13 protein-coding genes and 1 other RNA gene are annotated in these 18,870 nt (G+C 70.3%); 6 read left to right on the plus strand and 8 right to left on the minus strand.

The window, feature by feature from the left end; translation table 11 throughout:
- Positions 1-3: 3 nt before the first annotated feature.
- From ssrA to NQO67_RS37090, 3 genes are all read left to right on the plus strand, one after another.
- Positions 4-373, plus strand: a transfer-messenger RNA (tmRNA) gene (ssrA, locus tag NQO67_RS37080).
- Positions 374-820: 447 nt separating this feature from the next.
- Entirely contained in the window at positions 821-1,222 is a 402-nt protein-coding gene (locus NQO67_RS37085) for an ArsR/SmtB family transcription factor (RefSeq protein ID WP_255954861.1), read from the plus strand.
- Positions 1,215-1,715, plus strand: a complete 501-nt coding sequence (locus NQO67_RS37090) for an SRPBCC family protein (protein ID WP_255954862.1) — start codon at positions 1,215-1,217, stop codon at positions 1,713-1,715. The genes NQO67_RS37085 and NQO67_RS37090 overlap by 8 nt, the downstream gene beginning before the upstream one ends.
- 73 nt (positions 1,716-1,788) lie before the next feature.
- Here NQO67_RS37090 and NQO67_RS37095 read toward each other — a convergent pair whose 3' ends face one another.
- On the minus strand, positions 1,789-3,663 hold the full coding sequence (locus NQO67_RS37095; protein ID WP_255954863.1) for a serine/threonine-protein kinase: 1,875 nt from the start codon (positions 3,661-3,663) through the stop codon (positions 1,789-1,791).
- Positions 3,664-3,866: 203 nt separating this feature from the next.
- On the opposite strand from NQO67_RS37095, the gene dacB reads away from it, so the two are divergent.
- Complete coding sequence (gene dacB, locus NQO67_RS37100) at positions 3,867-5,480, plus strand: D-alanyl-D-alanine carboxypeptidase/D-alanyl-D-alanine endopeptidase (RefSeq protein WP_255954864.1); 1,614 nt, start codon at positions 3,867-3,869, stop codon at positions 5,478-5,480.
- Positions 5,481-5,640: 160 nt separating this feature from the next.
- Here dacB and NQO67_RS37105 read toward each other — a convergent pair whose 3' ends face one another.
- The 7 genes from NQO67_RS37105 to NQO67_RS37135 all read right to left on the minus strand — a co-directional run bounded on the left by NQO67_RS37105 (position 5,641) and on the right by NQO67_RS37135 (position 17,025).
- Positions 5,641-8,673: a glycoside hydrolase family 3 C-terminal domain-containing protein gene (locus NQO67_RS37105; protein ID WP_255954865.1), complete on the minus strand. Its 3,033-nt coding sequence runs from the start codon at positions 8,671-8,673 to the stop codon at positions 5,641-5,643.
- Between the two features lie 277 nt (positions 8,674-8,950).
- Complete coding sequence (locus tag NQO67_RS37110; protein ID WP_255954866.1) at positions 8,951-9,961, minus strand: LacI family DNA-binding transcriptional regulator; 1,011 nt, start codon at positions 9,959-9,961, stop codon at positions 8,951-8,953.
- A gap of 172 nt (positions 9,962-10,133) precedes the next feature.
- Positions 10,134-12,395: an alpha-xylosidase gene (gene yicI / locus NQO67_RS37115; RefSeq protein ID WP_255954867.1), complete on the minus strand. Its 2,262-nt coding sequence runs from the start codon at positions 12,393-12,395 to the stop codon at positions 10,134-10,136.
- A gap of 16 nt (positions 12,396-12,411) precedes the next feature.
- Positions 12,412-13,176 carry a carbohydrate ABC transporter permease gene (locus tag NQO67_RS37120; RefSeq protein ID WP_255954885.1) on the minus strand — a complete coding sequence of 255 codons (765 nt, stop codon included), beginning with the start codon at positions 13,174-13,176 and terminating at the stop codon, positions 12,412-12,414.
- 53 nt (positions 13,177-13,229) lie between these two features.
- Positions 13,230-14,252, minus strand: a complete 1,023-nt coding sequence (locus NQO67_RS37125) for a carbohydrate ABC transporter permease (protein ID WP_305126733.1) — start codon at positions 14,250-14,252, stop codon at positions 13,230-13,232.
- Positions 14,253-14,260: 8 nt separating this feature from the next.
- The gene (locus NQO67_RS37130; RefSeq protein ID WP_255954869.1) at positions 14,261-15,556 is read right to left on the minus strand and encodes an ABC transporter substrate-binding protein; all 1,296 of its coding nucleotides are present in this window, start codon (positions 15,554-15,556) and stop codon (positions 14,261-14,263) included.
- Between the two features lie 212 nt (positions 15,557-15,768).
- Positions 15,769-17,025: an MFS transporter gene (locus tag NQO67_RS37135; RefSeq protein ID WP_255954870.1), complete on the minus strand. Its 1,257-nt coding sequence runs from the start codon at positions 17,023-17,025 to the stop codon at positions 15,769-15,771.
- Positions 17,026-17,380: 355 nt separating this feature from the next.
- Between NQO67_RS37135 and NQO67_RS37140 the strand changes: the two genes are divergently transcribed.
- On the plus strand, positions 17,381-17,800 hold the full coding sequence (locus tag NQO67_RS37140; RefSeq protein WP_255954871.1) for a hypothetical protein: 420 nt from the start codon (positions 17,381-17,383) through the stop codon (positions 17,798-17,800).
- A 39-nt stretch (positions 17,801-17,839) separates the two neighbouring features.
- The coding region (locus NQO67_RS37145; protein WP_255954872.1) for a caspase family protein at positions 17,840-18,870 on the plus strand (1,031 nt) is incomplete at its 3' end.

The raw sequence follows: 18,870 nt of genomic DNA on the forward strand, positions 1-18,870 counted from the left end.
CATGGGGATGATCGGTTTCGACAGCGGCTGTCGAAGCAGGGGAAGCGAGCCGAGGAAGCGGCCATGATCTCGTAAACCACAGGCCGAAACCAATAATCGCCAATACCAAGCGCGATTCCTTCGCCCTCGCTGCCTGAGCAGCGACTCGCGAAGTGTCAGCCCGGGGCCGTTCCCGACCCGGATCCTGGCATCAGCTAGGGGACTAAACCTGTAGACCCGGTCACGGGGCCTACAGGGACATCAAACAGTGACTGAGCCCGTCGGAGACTTGTCCGCGTGATCTCCGGGGCCGAGAAAATCGCAGCGGACTGCGCTCGGAGAAGCCCTGATTCCGCACCGTTGGACGCGGGTTCGATTCCCGCCATCTCCACTCGGCGAGGGGCGAGGTGTGCCTGCGGAATGCGCAGGCGGCCTCGCCTTGTCGTGTTTTTGCGCGGCTTTGCCGCGCGTGTGGGGGGCTTTGCCCGCCCACGCCCCCTTGGCGGCCGCGTGGGTGTGGGGGGCGTTGGCCCGTCTGGTGGGGCGAGGTGTGCCTGGGGAATGTGCAGGTGGCCTCGCCTTGTCGTGTTTTTGCGCGGCTTTGCTTGCCTATGTCCCCGTTGGTGGCCGCGTGGGTGTGGTCGTTCGTCTGCCTGGTGAGGCGAGGGGTGTCTGCTGGTGGTGCAGGCGCTGCCTCGCCTTTTTGGTGTGGTGGGAGCCGTCCTGGGTTCGTGGGCGAGGGTGCACACCCGTAGTCGTGCTGGCGCGTCGGCGTGCGTCGGGGTGTGTGCGGAGGGGGCGGCGGTTGACAGGTAGGAAATTTCCTACGCATAGTGGGGGCATGGCAGCATCCGTGTCTGAGGATCGTGTGTTCGCCGCGCTGGCCAGCCCTGTGCGTCGTGAGGTGTTGCGGCTGTTGCGGGAGGAAGGGCCGCAGCCGGTGGCGGCGCTGGCCGGGCGGTTCGACATGGCGCGGCCCAGTTTCTCCGAGCATCTGCGGGTGCTGCGGGAGTGCGGTCTGGTCAGCGAAGCCAGAAGCGGACGGCAGCGGTGGTACCGGCTACAGGCGGCGCCGCTGGAGGACGTACGGGACTGGCTCGGGCCCTTCGAGCGGTTCTGGCGTGACCGGCTCACCGCGCTCGGCGCGGTGCTCGACGCCATGCCGGACGACGATTCCGCGCTGGACGGCCATCCCCTGCCCGACGGCAAGACGACAGTAGTGAGTGAAGACGACGATGAGTGACGAATTCGCCCCGGTGGATCCCGCCGACCCGACCCACCTGACCGGTCCGGCCGACCCCACCATGATCCGGGTCGACCAGTTCCTGCCCCATCCGCCGGCCAAGGTGTGGCGAGCGTTGACCGAGCCGGAGTTGATCGCCGGCTGGTTGATGCCGGGCGACTTCCGCCTGGAGGTGGGGCACCGCTACACCATGCAGGGCGTGCCCATCCCCGCGACCGGCTTCTCCGGCACCGTGCAGGCCGAGGTGCTGGCCTTCGAGGAGGGGAAGTCGCTGCGGATCGGCTGGCAGGACGCCCACCCCGCCGAGGGGGCGCAGGTCGACTGGGCCATCACCTGGACGGTGGAGGCGGAGGGGACCGGTACGCGGTTGTTCCTCGTCCACGAGGGGTTCGATCCGGACAACCCGGTGCAGCAGCGAGCCAGGACCATCATGGGCGGCGGTTGGCGCACGGGAATCATGTCGCGACTGGGCGCCGTGCTGGAACGGATCTGACCTGGGGCATGGTGGGCGCACGCCCGGGTGGTACCCGGGTGTGCGCCCTCTTCGCCTGCCGGGGCCCGATGGGTCAGCTGCCTGTGCCGGAGGGCGCGGCGTTGCGCCAGACCGTCAGGTCCAGCGTGATGTATTCGCTCGGAGAGTCCTCGGCCGACTTGCCCTTGATCGTGACGAGGGCCAGGTGTCCGGTGTCGGTGGTGACGCAGATCTGGCGGCCCTTGGAGAGCTTGCTCACCTCGATGGTCTGGGTGAACCGGGTGTCCGTGCGGCAGGTGTCGAGCGACCCCTCCTCTGCCGGGTCGAGCAGCACCATGCTGCCGCCCTCGTACCCGACGGAGACGTACCCGACCTTGTGGTACGACAGGTCGTCAGTGTCGTCGGCGCCGTTCTGGGGGCGCACCGGGTCGTCGCCGAGCGTCAGGTGGTAGCCGGCCGTCAGGTTGATGCCGTCGTAGACGGCGGGTTTCGGGTCGGGCTTGGAGCCGCCCGGCGTGGCGCTCTCGCTGCTGTCCGCACCGCCGGAGCCGCTCTGCTGGTCGTGCGTCGCATGGTCGGTCGCACCGCTGCCCTGCGGCGACTTCTTGCCGTCGTCCTTGAGCAGGTACACCGTGCCACCCACGCCGACGCCGAAGACCAGCGCGGCGACGACGGCGATCAGGGCGACCCGCTTCGACTTCCCCCCGGACTTGGGGGCTCCGGGAGCGCCCTGGGGATGCGGCGCCCCGGGCACCTGGGTCGCCGCGTACGGCGGATGCCCCTGCGTCGGGAACTGCGTCGGGGCGTAGGCCTGGGCCTGGGCTTGCGGCGGGACGGGCATCGGGGCCGAGCCGGGGAAGGGCCCGGCGGGCTGCGTCGGCTGGTGCGCGGCGGACGGGCCGTATCCCGGCGGCGGGGTCGTCGGGGACGCCGGAGCCGTGGGGGAGTAGGCCACCGAGGGGCCGTACCCGGGTGGCGGGGTGGACGGGGACGCCGGTGCGGTCGGGGAGTAGCCCGCCGAGGGCCCGTAGCCGGGCGGTGGGGTCTGGGCCGGAGCCGGGGCCGCCGCGCGCACCGTGATGTCGGCGGAAACGGGACGCGGCAGCCACTCCTCGGGGCGGCGCAGCACCGTCTCCGCGTTGGCGGCCTGGCAGAGCTGGAGGATGTCGGTGAGGGACGGCCGGCCCGCGGGATCCTTGGCGAGGCAGCGCGTGACCAGCTCCCGCAGCTGCGCCGGCAGCCTGCTGAGGTCGGGCTCCTCGTGGACGATCCGGTAGAGCATGCCGTGCCCGGTGCCCTCGCCGAACGCCGGGCCCCCCATCGCCGCGTACGCCGCGACCTGGCCCAGCGCGAAGATGTCCGTGGCCGGTGTGACCCGGCTGCCCGACGCCTGCTCGGGGGCCATGAACGCCGGGGTGCCGATGGTGACGCCGCTGCCGGTGAGCGAGGTGGCGTCGGCGGCGTGGGCGATGCCGAAGTCGATGACGCGTGGCCCGTCGGCGGCGAGCAGCACATTCGACGGCTTCAGGTCGCGGTGCACGATGTGCGCGCCGTGGATGACCTGCAACGCCTCGGCGACCCCCGCGACCAGCAGGAGCACCGTCTCGGTCGGCAGCGCCCCGTGGGTGACGACCGCATTGGCGAGCGAGGGGCCCGGCACGTACGCGGTGGCCAGCCAGGGCTGCGGGCCCTCGGCGTCCGCGTCGATGACGGGCGCGGTGAACAGCCCCTGAACCCGCTGCGCCGACTGCACCTCCTGGGCGAACCGGCGGCGGAACTCGGCGTCCTCGGCGAACTCGGGCCGGATCACCTTGATGGCGACCGGCCGTCCACCGGGCGTGTACGACAGGTACACCTTGCCCATGCCACCGGCGCCGAGCCTGGCCGCCAACCGGTATCCGGCGACGGTGGCAGGATCGTCGCCGGCGAGCGGTTGGAAGATCTGCTCCCGCTGCTGACCGCCCGTCATCTCACAACTCCCCCCGAGGAATGCTCATGTCCGGGGGAACTGTATCCAAGGGCGAGCCGGTAGTGCTGTCCCGCGCTCGCTGCAATGCTGTTTCAGAGACGCACGGCCCTCCGCCGGCCCGACGCGTACGGGAACGATCGCCGCATGCGGATCTGTGCCCTGCCCCTGTCCCTGGGCACCGCACTCGGGGATGCTCCTGTGGCATGAGCAGATCAGTGAGAGAGCGCGTCCCCGGGCGGGGGCGCAACAGACTCCGCGGTCTCATCGCCGCACTCGCGCTGGCCGCACTGGCCTGGAGCGCGCCCGCAGGCAGTGCGGGTGCCGACGGTGACGACAGCGGACTGCCGCAGGCACTGGACGGCATCCTGGCCGACGCGCGGATGTCCGGTGGGCAGGAGAGCGTGACGGTCGCCGACGCGGACAGCGGCGACGTCCTCTACCAGCACACCTCCGGCAACCGGCTGATGCCCGCGTCCAACACCAAACTGTTGACGTCGACCGCCGCCATGGCGGTGCTCGGGCCCGACTACCGGTTCAGCACGGACGTCCTGAGCACCGGCAGGCAGCACGGCACGGTGCTGAACGGCGACCTGTACCTGCGCGGCACCGGCGATCCCACCCTGCTGGCCGAGGACTACGACCAGTTGGCCGCCCAGCTCGCCGGCGCCGGGGTCAAGCAGGTCACGGGCAGGCTGGTCGCCGACGACACCCGCTTCGACGACCAGCGGCTCGGCCGCTCCTGGGCCGCCGACGACGAGGCGTCCTACTACTCCGCGCAGATCTCCGCGCTCGCCGTCGCCCCGAACACCGACTACGACACCGGCACGGTGATCACCACCATCACCCCGGGCGCCGCGGTGGGCGACAAGGCGAAGGTGACCGTGACCCCGCCGACGCACTACGTGCACGTCGACGTCACGGCCACCACCGCGCCGGCCGGCGACGACGGCGGCATCACCGTCGACCGGGCGCACGGCACCAACGACATCACCATCAGCGGCAGCATCCCGGCCGACGCCGACCCCGACATGGAGTGGGTGACCGTCTGGGACCCGACCGGCTACGCCGCCGCCGTCTTCCGGGACGCGCTCGCCGCGCACGGCGTCCACGTCCTGGGACCGACCAGCCTGGGCAGGGCCACCCCGGACGGCGCCCGGACGCTCGCCACGCATGACTCGATGCAGCTGAAGGACCTGCTCATCCCGTTCCTGAAGCTGTCCAACAACATGCACGCCGAGATCCTCACCAAGGCCATGGGCGTCAAGACCGCAGGCGAGGGCAGTTGGGACGCCGGCCTCGCCGCCGTCGACGACTACCTGAAGGGGCTCGGGCTCGACACCGCACAGCTGCGGCAGGTCGACGGGTCAGGGCTGTCGCGGATGGACAACGTGCCGGCCGAGACGTTCGCGGAACTGCTGGTGAAGGTGCGCCACGAACCCTGGTTCGACGACTGGTACAAGGGGCTTCCGGTGGCCTGCGACCCGGACCGGTTCGTGGGCGGCACCCTGCGCTCCCGGATGTGCGACACCCCGGCCGCGCTCAACGCACGCGGCAAGACGGGCACCCTGACCGGGGCCAGCTCCCTGTCCGGGTACGTGACCGACGCGGGCGGCCGCAAGCTCGTCTACAGCATCCTGCTGAACAACTTCCTCGCGGACAGCGTCACCGACATCCAGGACGCCATCGTGGTCACCCTCGCCTCCTCCAGCGCGGACAAGGCGGTCACGGTCTCGCCCCGGTCGCTGCACGAGGACAAGGCGGCCGAGCAGGACGGCGCCGGGCTCGAGTGCGCATGGCTGAAGCCGCAGATGTGCTGAGGCCGTAGATGCGCTGAAGCCGCGGATGTGCCTGGGCCGCATAAGTGAAGAAGCCGCAGGTGTGCAGAAGTGCGGCGGCGATCCGTGGACCCCCCGGCCTGCGGACCGCCGCCGCGTTCTGGCGGCGGCAGGCGCCCTGCCCCCGGGCGCCGGCACACCGTCAGCCTGTGGGCGTCACACGGAAGTCCGACAGCCTCAGCCCCTTGCCCAGCACCAGGTACACGTCCTGGTCACCGGCCTTGACGTGATGGCCGGCCTTCTTCCGGTGGCCGTGCAGCGCCGCCGGGACCGTCAGGCCGGCCGTCACCGTCCGGTACGTGTACGGGGAGCCGGTGGCCGGCGCCTCGGCGGTGCCCAGCAACGGGCCGTCCGGGGCGCCCAGGTGGACCTCGACGGTGCCGGCGCCGCCGGCCACCTCGGCGCTGAACTCCGCGGCACCCGGGGTGAGCCGGGCGTCGGCGAACTTCAGCCAGGCGTCGGCGCCGGTGGCCTCGACCGCGGTCCCCGCCGCCTTCGACTCGTCCACCAGCCGCACACCCGCGTAGTCGTCGAAGTTCTCGGCGCGGGTCGCCCGGGTCAGATCACGCGGCGGGATCGTCTCGCCCTGCACCTGCGCCTGCGTACGGCTGCGGATGTCCGTGGCGGACGCGCCCGCCATGACGTCGTACGTGCCGGACTCCACGACCCACTTCGAGCGGGTGACGTCCCAGTGCGCGAGGTCCTGCGTGGCGAGCTTCAGGGTGACCGTCCTCGTCTCGCCCGGCTTCAGCGACACCCGCTGGAACGCCTTCAGCTGCCGCACCGGCTGCTTGTCGCGCGAGGTCTGCTGGTGCACGTACAGCTGCACCACCTCGTCGCCCGCCCGGTCACCGGTGTTGGTGACGGGGACCTGGTAGCCGCCGTCGACCGGGGTGAGGGCGCCGTAGTCGAACGTCGTGTACGACAGGCCGTAGCCGAACGGGTAGAGCGGATCGCCCTGGAAGTACTGGTAGGTGCGGTCGTCCTTGATGATGTCGTAGTCGAGCATGTCCGGCAGGTCGTCCTCGGACCGGTACCAGGTCTGGGTGAGCCGGCCCGCCGGGTCGGCGTCGCCGAACAGCACGTCGGCCAGGGCGTGACCGGTCTCCTGGCCCGCGTGGGTGGTCCACAGCAGCGCGGGGGCGTCCTTCTGGAGGTCGCCGAGCGTGGTCGGATAACTGTTCTCGACCACCACGACGGTGTGCGGATTGGCCGCGGTCACCGCCTTGACCAGGGCTTCCTGGCTGGGAGCCAGGGCCATGTCGGGGCGGTCGTGGGCCTCGCGGCCGTTGATCGCCGGCATCGAGCCGACCACCACCACGGCGGCGTCCTTGTCCCGCACCGCCGCCACCGCCTGCTCCGTGCCGCTGCGCACCACGTCCCTGGCGAAGTGCGCCGCCTGCTCCTTGTCGACCAGGCCCAGCGTGCCGTCCGCGTTGGGGCCGAGATAGGTGCCCTGGGACCACCAGGACTCGCCGGTCTCGTAGCCGGCGTAACGCAGCAGGTAGCCGCCGTCGTCCTGCCGCTCCAGCGCGAACTGCTGCTGCACGTACCAGCCGTTCGGCTGGTCCTGGTCGTTGGGGAAGCCGCCGTTCTTCAGGCCGACGTACTTGCCGTTGGCCACCGCGCGCAGCGTGACGATGCCGGAGCCCCAGTCGAAGACGTCGAACTGCGCCTCGTCGGAGGCGGTCGTGGCCGACTCCTTCAACGGGGCGCCTGCGGTGCCGGTGCCCGCGGTGACGTACTTCCCGGTCGCCGTGTCCTTCAGGGCGATGCGGTCCACGGCCTCGCTGCCGGTCACGGAGCCGGACGACCCGACCCGGGCGGTGATGCCGTCCTGCGGGGTGACCTGGTACGGCATGGTGCCCGAGTACCAGTCGGTGTAGAGGGTGTCGGAGAGCGGGCCGACGACCGCCACGTCCTTGTCGTCGTCCGACGTCAGCGGGAGGGCGCCGGAGGAGTTCTTCAGCAGCACCATGGACTCGGCCGCCGCCCTGCGCGCCAGCGCCTGGTGCTCGGGGCTGTTGACGACCGACGCGTCGATCTTCCCGTACGGTCCGCCGTCCGGGTCGAACTCGCCGAGCCGGAACCGGACGCTCAGCACGTGCCGGGCCGCTTCGTCCACGTCCGACGCGCTCAACAGTCCCTTGTCGAGAGCCGTCCTGATCGCCGTGGTCGTCGGCTCGGAGTTCGCGTCGTCGGAGGTGAAGCTGTCCACGCCGGCCCTGAGCGCCGCCGCGTCACCCTCGGCGAGCGTGCCGTAGTACTTCTGGGGGCCGGTGGTCAGCAGGTTGTTGGGCGCGCCCGCGTCGGTGACGTTCAGCAGGGCCCTGCTGCCGCCGCCGGCGTTCCAGCTGCGCACGTCCTCGTCCAGCAGCGGATCGACGGTCGCCGGACGGCCGTTGACCAGGTTGTACGAGGACATCACGCCGGTCGCCGCGCCGGCTTCGATCGCCGGCTTGAATGCCTGCTCCTCGTACTCCTTCAGTACCCGCGGGCGCAGGTCGGAGTCGCTGCTCTCACGGTGCGCCTCGACGTTGTTGCCGAGGAAGTGCTTCAGGGTCGGCGCGGTCTTGAGGTGATCCGGGTCGCCGCCGGTCAGCCCGGAGCCGTACGCCGTGGCCATCGCGCCGGTCAGGTACGGGTCCTCCGAGTAACCCTCCTCGTTGCGGCCCCAGCGCGGGTCCCGCAGCGGATTGACCACCGGCGCCCACAGGTTGAGGCCCCAGCCGGCCGGCCGCTCCTGCTGGAATCCGCGGTCCTCGTCCCCGACCGCCGAGCCGACCTGCCGGATCAGCTCCGGATCCCAGGTCGAGGCGAGCCCCAGAGCCTGCGGGAAGACGGTCGTGTCACCCAGCCAGGCGACCCCGTGCAGCGCCTCGGTGCCGGTGCGGAAGGCGGCGATGCCGAGGCGGGGGACGGCGGGCTCGTACTGGTGCAGCAGGGAGATCCGCTCGTCCAGGGTGAGCCGGCCCAGCAGGTCGTCGATGCGGGTGCCGAGGGCGAGGGACGGGTCGCGGAACGGGTACGCCGGATCGTCCGCGTGGGCCGTGCCGGCGGTGCCTGCGGTACCGAGCCCGGCCAACGTCAGGGTGGCCAGGGCCGCCCTGACGCATCGGGGCCACCACCATCGGGTTCCCGCGCCCCGGCGCGGTGCGGTTCTTGTCGTCTGCATCGGGCGTCCCTCTCACCTTGTCGTCGACGTGGACCAAGGACCGGGGCCTTGCGGCCCACGGTGCCCACCGAAAAGGGGCGCGGGGAACTGCGCGACCGGCCACGATGCGACCTTGCAGGTCGCCACCGGCCGAAAGGGGCTGTTTCTGTCGCGTCCGGACCACCGGCCGGTGGGGGCTGATCGCGCAGTTCCCCGCGCCCCTTAAGTGCAAGTGCGCACCCCCGACCGGAGGTCACGCCCCCCGCCCGGGCGTCACGGGCGCACCCCCGCCGGGAGGTCACGGCACCGGCCTGGGTGCCGTGCTCGCCCGGGCCGTGAGCCGGGGCGGCAAGAGCGTGGCCTCCGGCACCTCCTGGCCGTCGAGCTTCTCCATCAGCAGCTCGACGGCCCGCGTGCCCACCTCCGCCGTCGGGATCGCGACCGAGGTGACCGGTACCCGGGCGCGTCCGGCCAGCTCGTCGGGGCAGATCGCGGTGACCGACAGATCGCCCGGCACCCGCAGTCCGAGCTCCTCGAACGCCTCGATGAGCGGATCGATGACCGGTTCGTTGTGCACGACGACACCGGTGAGCGCGGGATGCTCGCGCAGCAGCCGTTCGGCGACCGCCCGGGCCGCCGCGGGGCTCGCCTCGCACGGATGGATCGACGACGTCAGACCGTGCCGGTCGGCGGCGGACGTGAAGCCCTCGGCGACCCGCCGCGCGAAGCCGGTCTCGCGCACGTACACCTCCGGTGGCGAGCCGATCAGCGCCACGCAGCGGTGGCCGAGCAGCGCCAGCTGCTCCACGCATGCCGCGCCGGCCGCCCGGAAGTCCAGGTCGATGCAGGTCAGGCCGGCCGGCTCGGCGGGGAAACCGATGAGCACGGCCGGGCGGTCCAGGCCGCGCAGCAGCGGCAGGCGGTCGTCGTGCATCTGCACGTCCATCACGATCAGCGCATCGACCAGCGCGGTGTCCGCGACCCGCCGCAGCCCGTCCTCACCCTCCTCCTGGGTGAGGAGCAGGACGTCGTGGTCGTGCTGCCGTGCCGTGGTCACCACGGACACCGCGAACTGCATCACCACCGGTACGTGCATCCCGGTGCGCAGCGGCACCACCAGCGCCAGCACGTTGGACCTGCTGCTGGCCAGCGCCCGCGCCCCGGCGTGCGGGCGGTAGCCCAGCTCGCGGATGCTGGCCTGGACGCGCCGGCGGGTCTCGGCGGAGATGGAACGCTTCCCGCTCAAGGCGTAGCTGACGGTGCTGGGGGACACCCCGGCGTGCCGAGCCACATCTGTGATCTTGACCAAGGTGTCCCCCTCAGGGCCGCCCGCGGGCGCCGGCTGGTCCCGCTGTGTGAGTGCCGCTCCGTCGGGGCGGCCGCGTTCGCGTCCGGCCCCCACGCCTCCGTACCGTTGGACGCACCGGGTGCGTCCGAGCGTCCGATGCAGCGGGTGCACCCGATGCACCCGTACGCGTCCGTTACGCGTCCGTCTCCAGCTCCAGCGAGAGGAAACCGGCGCCGGCCTCGGCCCGTACGGTCTGCCCGGCGCACTGAAGCGCCCACGGCGCCGACGGGTCGTTCACCGAGGCGCGCAGCGTGTGCCCCTCGCGCGCCACGGTGAACGTCACATCGCCCACCGGCACCGTGACCTGCGCCCCGGGTGCGAGGCCGAACGCGCGCAGCGTCACGCCGTCCGGGTAGGCGTAGTCGGGCCGGTCGTCGATCGCGCCGACCGGGATCACCGCACCGGGCCGTACCAGCAGCGGCACGCTGAGGAAGTCGTGCCGCTCGCGCACCCAGCGCGGCCCGGTGACCTGCTCGCCGGTCACGAACTGCGTCCAGACGCCCTCGGGCACGTAGTACGTCACCTCGCCGTCGTCCGAGAACACCGGAGCGACCAGCAGGTCCGAGCCGAGCATGTACTGCCGGTCCAGGTGCGCACAGGTCGGGTCGTCGGGGAACTCCAGCACCATCGCCCGCATCATCGGCACACCGTCGGTGTGCGCGGTGCACGCCGCCCTGTGCAGGTACGGCATCAGGCTGAGCTTCAGCTTGGTGAACACCCGCAGGACGTCCACCGCCTCGTCGTCGAACAGCCACGGCACCCGGTACGACGACGAACCGTGCAGCCTGCTGTGCGAGGACAGCAGCCCGAAAGCGATCCACCGCTTGAAGAGGCCCGGGTCCGGGGTGCCCTCGAAGCCGCCGATGTCATGGCTCCAGAAGCCGAAGCCGGACATGCCCAGGCTCAGGCCGCCGCGCAGCGACTCCGCCATCGACTCGTAGGTGGACTCGTTGTCGCCGCCCCAGTGCACCGGGAACTGCTGGCAGCCCGCGGTCGCCGACCGGGCGAAGACCACGGCCTCGCCCTCGCCGCGGTGCTTGTTCAGCACGTCGAAGACGGTGCGGTTGTACAGGTAGGTGTAGTAGTTGTGCATGCGCTCCGGGTCGGAGCCGTCGGCGTAGGCCACGTCGACGGGGACGCGCTCGCCGAAGTCGGTCTTGAAGCAGTCGACGCCCATCGCGAGCAGCGCCTCCAGCTTCGCCGCGTACCACGCGCAGGCCGCCGGGGAGGTGAAGTCGACCAGGGCCATGCCCGGCTGCCACAGGTCCCACTGCCAGACGCTGCCGTCCGGCTTCTTCAGCAGGTGCCCAAGGGCCCGCCCCTCGGCGAACAGCGGCGAGCGCTGCGCGATGTAGGGGTTGATCCACACGCAGATGCGCAGGCCCTTCTCCTTCAGCCGGGCCAGCATGCCCGCGGGGTCGGGGAAGACCCGCGGGTCCCACTCGAAGTCGCACCAGTTGAACTCGCGCATCCAGAAGCAGTCGAAGTGGAACACCGACAGCGGCAGGTCGCGCTCCCGCATCCCGTCGATGAACGACGTCACCGTCTGCTCGTCGTAGGAGGTGGTGAACGAGGTGGACAGCCACAGGCCGAACGACCAGGCGGGCGGCAGCGCCGGGCGGCCGGTGAGCGCGGTGTACTTGCGCAGGATCTCCTTCGGTGTCGGGCCGTAGATCACGTAGTAGGTCAGCCGCTGGCTCTCCACGCTGAACTGCACCCGCGAGACCTGCTCCGAGCCCACCTCGAACGAGACATGGCCGGGATGGTCGACGAAGACGCCGTAGCCCGCGTCGGTCAGGTAGAACGGCACGTTCTTGTAGGCCTGCTCGGTGGCGGTGCCGCCGTCGGCGTTCCACATGTCGACGACCTGGCCGTTCTTCACCAGCGGCCCGAAGCGCTCGCCGAGGCCGAAGACCGAGGTGCCGACCTTCAGGTTCAGCTGCTCGCGCAGGAAGTGGCCGCCCTGGGCGTCCTGCATGATGCCCATGGCCTTGGAGCCACTGCCGGTCAGGGCGCGCCCGCCGACCAGGAAGTCCAGGTTCCACGGCCCGGACTTGGCCACCCGCAGCGACAGCGCGCCGGAGGTGAGCAGGGCGTGGTCGTCGTCGTAGCTCACCTGCGGGGTGTGTTCGGGCTGCTCGTGCACCGTGAAGTGCGGCTCGCGATCCTGCTCGCCCGCGAAGTGGGTCAGCGTCACTCCGATGACGTCGGGCATCGGGGCGTGCGCGCGGACGGTCATGACCGGTCCCTTCAGCAGGTCACCACGGTGGCGGATGGGCTGCGTCGGCGCATGGATCTCCAGGGAGCCCGGTCCGGGGGCGATGTCCAGCACCTCGACCGGGTAGGCGGCGGTGACACCCTCGCGGAGCATCCAGTAGCCGTCGGTGAACTTCATTCGGAGCAAACCCCTCTTACTTGACGGCACCCACGGCGATGCCGCGAGTGAGAGTTCGCTGGAACAGGAGGAAGAAGAGAAGAGCGGGCAGCACGCCCAGCAGGGCGGCGGCGTTCGTCATCGTGGCGTCCATCAGTTGCTGGCCCTGGAGCACGCCGAGTGCGACGGACACCGTCTGGTTGTCGTTGGAGATCAACATCACCAGCGGCAGCAGGAACTCGTTCCAGGTCCAGATGAAGAAGAAGACCAGCAGCACGCCGATGGTCGGCCGGGACATCGGCACGACGATCCGCCACAGCACCTGCCAGCGGCTCGCCCCGTCGATCCGGGCCGCCTCGATGACCTCTCGGGGGAAGGCCCCCAGCACCGAGGAGAGCAGATAGGTGCCGAACGCGGTCTGCAACACCGAGAAGACGATGATCACGCTCACCCGGGTGTCGTAGAGGCCGGCCTGCTTGGCCAGGAAGTACAGCGGGTAGACCAGCGCCTCCTGCGGCAGCAGGTACGCCAGCACGAAGAACGCGAGCACCCAGGTGCGGCCCCGGATCCGGCCGATGCCGATCGCGTACGCGTTCAGCACCGAAAGGACCACGGCGAGGACCGCGACACAGCCGCTGATCAGCACGGAGTTGGCGAGCTTCTGCCCGTAGTCGACGCGCTGCCAGAAGTCCTTCAGGCCGTCCACGTACATCCCGTCGGGCCAGCTCAGCGGGCCGTGCGCGGCGTACTCGGTGGGCGACTTCACGGCGTTCACCGCGACGATCGCGAACGGCAGCACCATGAAGATCGCCGCGATCAGCAGCGCGGCGAGCACCGGGTAACGACGCAGCGCCCTCACCTCGCACCACCCTCCTGCGAGTCCTCGCTACGGGCCTGGTAGCCGAGGCCCACCAGGGCCAGCACCAGGATGAGCACGGTCAACACGGTCGAGACGGCGGAGCCGTAGCCGACCTGGGTCTTCTCGAAGAAGTTCTGGAAGGAGAAGTACGAGGGGACGTCCGTCGCCCCGCCGGGCCCGCCCTTGGTGAGCACGTACACCGCGCCGAACACCTTGAGCGCGGCGATCGTGCACCACATCAGCACCACCGCGATCTCCGGCCTGATCTGCGGCAACGTCACATGCCAGAAGCGCCGCCACCAGCCGGCGCCGTCCAGTTCGGCCGCCTCGTGCAGCTGCGGGTCGACGCGTTGCAGCCCGGCCATGAACACCACCAGCGGGAAGCCGAGCTGCACCCACACCATCACGGCCATCACGCTGTACAGGGCCATGTCCGGGTCGCCCAGCCAGTCCTGCTGGAGCGAGCCGAGCCCGACCGCCTTCAGCAACGCGTTCAGCGAGCCGCCCTCGGGCGCGAGGATCCAGCTCCACACGATGCCGGCCACCGCGATCGGCAGCACCTGCGGCAGGTAGAAGCAGGCCCGCAGCACGGCGGCGATCCGGCTGCCGAAGTGCTTGCTGACGTAGTCGAACAGCGCGGCGGCCAGCACCAGACCGAGCGCGGTCGGGATCACCGCCATCGCCACCACCATGGCGAGGCTGTGCCGGAAGGACTCCCAGAAGGCGGAGTCGGAGGCGAGCTTGCGGTAGTTCGCAAGGCCCGTCCAGTGCGCGTCCCCGATCCCCTGCCAGTCGGTGAAGCTCACCCAGGTGTTCATGACGAACGGGACGATGACGACGGCGAGGGCCGCCAGCACGCCGGGGAGCAGGTACAGCGCGTACGGGGCGTCGGCGACGCGCCGGCGCACCCGGGTGGGGCGGGCCGGGGCGTCGTGCCCCGGCCCGCCGGGGGCGCCGGTGGTGCGCCCAGCGCCCTCCGGCTGCCCCGACGGGCCCGTCTTGTGGACCGTGCCGCTCATGTGGTGGCTCACGACTTCTTCGGCACGCCGTCGTCGTACGCCTTCTGGAGCGCGTCGAGCACCTCGTCCGGCTTGGCGCTGGACGTGATCAGCTTCTGCACCTGGGAGGTCAGCACGTCGTAGAAGCCGGTGGCGGGCCAGTCCGGGTAGTACGCGAGGCCGTTGCGGCCCGAGATCGCGTTGAAGTTCTCGATGAGCTTCTTGGCCCTCGGGTCGGTGATCGCGGATGCGTCGGCGGCGATCGGCACGCCACCCTTGTTGCCCAGCAGGTTCTGGATCTTCTTCGTCATGGTGATGGCGATGAAGTCGTAGGCGAGCTTCTTGTTCTTGGCGCCCTGCGGGACCACCCACAGGTTTCCGCCGGAACCGGTCGTGAGGTCGGCGCCGGGCCACAGGAACGTGTCCCAGTCGAACTTCACCTCCGACTCGAACCGCCCGAACCACCAGCTGCCGGAGAAGAACATCGGGTACTTGCCCTGCATGAACGCGGTGCCCGCGTCCTCCGCCTTCACGCTGCTCGACGACTTGGGGACGTAGCCCTTCGTCACCCAGTCGGCGAACGTGGTGGCGGCGTACGTCCAGGCCGCGTCGTGGAAGTTCGTCTTGCCCTTGTAGAGCTGGTAGGAGTCCACCCAGGCGCGGTCGGCCTTGGAGAGCGCCAGCTGGTACAGGTACTGCTGGGCGACGTACTCGGCGCCGCCGACGGAGAACGGGGCGACGCCGTTCTTCTTGAAGGTGCCCATCGCCGCCGTCAGGTCGTCGACGGTCTGCGGAACCTTCACGTGGTACTTGGTGAAGAGCTCCTTGTTGTAATACACCATCTCGTACTCGGCGTAGTTCGGTACGCCGTACCACTTGCCGGAGCCCATGACGCCGCTGGTGTCGTACTGGCTCGTGGTGCGCACCCCACCGGTGACCTGCTTGTCCCAGCCGCGCTTGGTGACCTCGGCGGTCATGTCGGTGAGCAGCCCCTGCTTGGAGAGCGCACCGGCCGTCGCGTTGCCCTTGTTGTACTCCATCACATCGGGTGCGTCGTCGGAGTTGAGGACCATCGGGGCGGTCTTCTGGATCTGTTCGAAGCCCTTCTCCTCGAACTTCACCTTGACGCCGGGATGCTGCTTCTTGAACTCCTTGATGGCCTCGTTCCAGGCCACGCCCATGGCGCTGTTGGGGGCCTCGTAGTGCCAGAGTTTCAAGGTGTTCGGGTCGGAGTCGTCGCCTGAGCCACCGCAGGAGGCCAGCAGCAGGCTCCCCGCAACAGCCGCCGCGACCGCAGCCGCCGTGCGCCTTCGTGCCGTCAACATCCGTGCCTCCGGAGATGGTGAGGGGCAGTGCGTTGATCGAAGCGCTTCGATCACGTTCGTCGAAACGCTTCGACGCGGACCGTAGGGGTGGGACGGGGGTACGTCAATGGGGTGGGCAGGAATTCGCGGCGATGTTCGACGCACCGAACGGATCGGGGTCCCGTGAGCGCTCCCGGGGTGCGGCGGGACCCGACAGGGTGCTCGCTTGCTCGCTACCGCTCGCCTCCGTGCCGCCGTACGGCACCCGGCAGCAGGACGAGCAGCGCGATGGCCGCCGCGGCGACCGGTACGAGGTAGCCGGTGGCGGTGGACGGTGCGTGTTCGACCAGCCAGCCGCCGGTCGCCGAGCCCGTCGCGATACCGCCGAGCAGCGCGGTCACGGCCAGCGTCATGCCCTCGTTCAGCCGGCCGGGCGGGGTGCGGTGCTGGACCAGCGTCATGCCGGTGACCATGGTCGGCGCGGTCGCCATCCCGGCGACCAGCAGCGTCCCGGCGAGCAGGACCAGCGATCCGGTCAGTCCGGCGGCCAGCAACGGCAGCATCAGCAACACCGCCATCGCGGCCACGCAGACACCCATCCGGCGCTCGGGCGGACCGGCGAACCGCAGCGTTCCGAAGAGCAGTCCTGCGGCACACGACCCGGCGGCCTGGAGCGCCAACACGACGCCCGCGGCGGACCGGTGCCCCTGCGCGTCCGCGAAGGCGATGGTCACCACCTCCATGGCCCCGAAGACCGCACCGGTGGCGAGGAACGCCCCCAGCAGGGTGGGCATCCCGGGAGCCCGCAGCGGCGCGCCGGCGGCCCGTGGGCCGTCGACGGGCGGCTGAGTCGAACGCTGCCCGGCGAAGATCAGCACCCCGGTCACCATCAACACGGCCCCGACCAGCGTGCCCGCTTCCGGGAACACCGCCGAGCACAGAAAGGCGGCGAACACCGGCCCCAGCATGAAGCACAACTCATCCGCCGCCTGCTCGAACGAATTCGCGGTGTGCAGCGCCGCCGGGTCGTCCTTGAGCAGGTACGCCCAACGGGCCCGTGACATGCCGCCGGTGTTCGGCGTGGTGGCGGTCGCGCCGTACGCGGCGAACAGCGTCCAGCCAGGCGCTCCGCCGTACACGCACACCACGAGACCCACCGCCCCCAGCGCCGCGAACACGGTGGCGGGCACGGCCACCCGCGCCTGCCCGTACCGATCGACCAACCGCGCCGTCCACGGCCCCACCACGGCCGTCGCCGCCATCCCCGTCGCGGTCACCCCACCGGCCAACGCATACGACCCCCGCGCCCCGGCGATCATGATGACCGCACTCACGCTGAACATGCCCATGGGAAGCCGGGCGATCAGATTCCCGACGGTGAAGGCGAGCGCCCCGGGGATGCGGAAGAGGCGGAGGTAGGGGGCGAGGGGGGAGGGGCGGCCGGTCGGGGGCACGCTCGCGGACGGGGTGGTGCGGGTCGGCTCGGGCATGGGGCCACGGTGGTACGGGTGGCGGGTGGCGGTCCAACACCTGTTCGGGGCCGATTCACGCGGGTGGGGTGTGAATCGGGGGCGGGCGGCGTCAGGGATACCCCTCACGAGGGCCGTTGCCGGCACCCGAACGCCCCGACGCGCGTGTGGGTGCCGGTAACGCCCCTTGCGCTGGCTGGTCCTCGGGATCAAGGAGACCTACGGTCGCCGCCGTCCCCCCGGGCCTGCGCGGGGAGGAGCTGGCCCAGCTCGCCGGGGAGTCCCGCGGCCGCTGGCCGAACACCCTCAACTCCGGCGATTCCACCGTGGCTTGCCGGTAAGCTGGCTTATGTTGGTGACTTCACCGGGGGGTTCCTTGGCCAGCGCAGACTCGATGATCGTGAGGCTTGAGGGCGCGCCGGACGGAGACCACGAAGAACTCGACGAACTCGCGGTGCAACTGCGAAGAGAGCTCCTCGAACTGGACGTTGATCGAGTAGAGCGCGTGCGGCAGCAAAGCAACTCCGTAGGGTCCAAGTCCGGTGACGCGATCGCCCTTGGTGTGCTGACGGTCACGCTGTCCCCGATAGCACTACGTGGTGTGTTCCGGCTCCTTGAGGTATTCGTCAAGAATCGGCCTGTTCGCAAAGTGCGGGTCGACTTCGGAGACGACAGCATTGAATTGGAGCATGTCTCACCGCTTGACCAGAGGCGGCTTGTCGACGCTTTCATCGCTGCTCATCAACCCCGCCCGGACGAGCAGTCGCAGACGGAAGAAGAGCCGTCGGGTAGCTGACGCGCCCCTGACCGAGGAGAGACCAGATGGCTGGCGGACATGCCTGGTAGCCGCCGGGCACTGCTCATCGCCACGGGCGAATACGAGTCTCCCGCCTTGCAGCGGCTCCGCTCTCCGGCACGCGATGCTGCGGGGTTGGCCGAAGTGCTACGAGATCCACGTGTCGGTCAGTTCGGCGTCACCCAGGTGATCGATCGTCCCCAACATGAGGTGAATCGCCATCTTGAGGGCTTCTTCATGGATCGGAGCCGCGACGACCTGCTGCTCCTCCATATGTCATGCCATGGAATCAAGGATGACAACGGGAGGCTCTATTTCGCCGCAAGGGACACGGACAGGCGACTCCTTGCGTCCACGGCGACCTCCGCGGCATTCGTGCATGACCAGCTACGCCATTGCCGGGCAAGGTCGATCGTCGTGCTGCTCGACTGTTGTTACAGCGGGGCTTTCCTGCCGGGTACCAAAGGAGACGACGCGGTCCACGTGAGCGAAGAACTGGCAGGCCACGGCCGGGCCATTCTCACCGCGACCAACCGCACCGAGTACGCATGGGAGGGCGAGCACCTCACCGCGTTGTCACCTGAACCGTCGTGGTTCACCGGTGCCGTCATCGAGGGTCTGGTGACCGGCGAAGCCGACCAGGACCAGGACGGCCTCATCGGTGTGCAGGAGCTGTACGAGTATGTCTACGAGCGGACGCTCACCGCAGGTGTGAGACAGCGACCGCAGATCTGGGCGGAGCTCGAATACCGGGTGATCGTCGCGAGATCAGTCAGGAGCAGGCCGGACCGGCTGGTCCCGGGCCTGCCGGCCGCCTCCGCGCCGCCGTCGCCGGCTGCTTTCGACACGCACGTCAGCACCGCCTTGCACGCGATCACTGCGATGCCGACGACGGCCGAACCGCCTGCCGTTGACGTCGCCGCGGCCGCAGCCGCCGCACGGAACGGGCGCGTGCTGCACGGCATGCCGAGGTGGCCCGGCGACATGCCGTACCGGCTGCCCTCGCTGGACCTGCTGGAGCGCGGTGGCCCGGGGAAGGCGCGCAGTGCCGCCAACGATGCTGTGGTGGG

The organism is Streptomyces odontomachi (genome assembly GCF_024435355.1).
GTDB lineage: Bacteria > Actinomycetota > Actinomycetes > Streptomycetales > Streptomycetaceae > Streptomyces > Streptomyces odontomachi.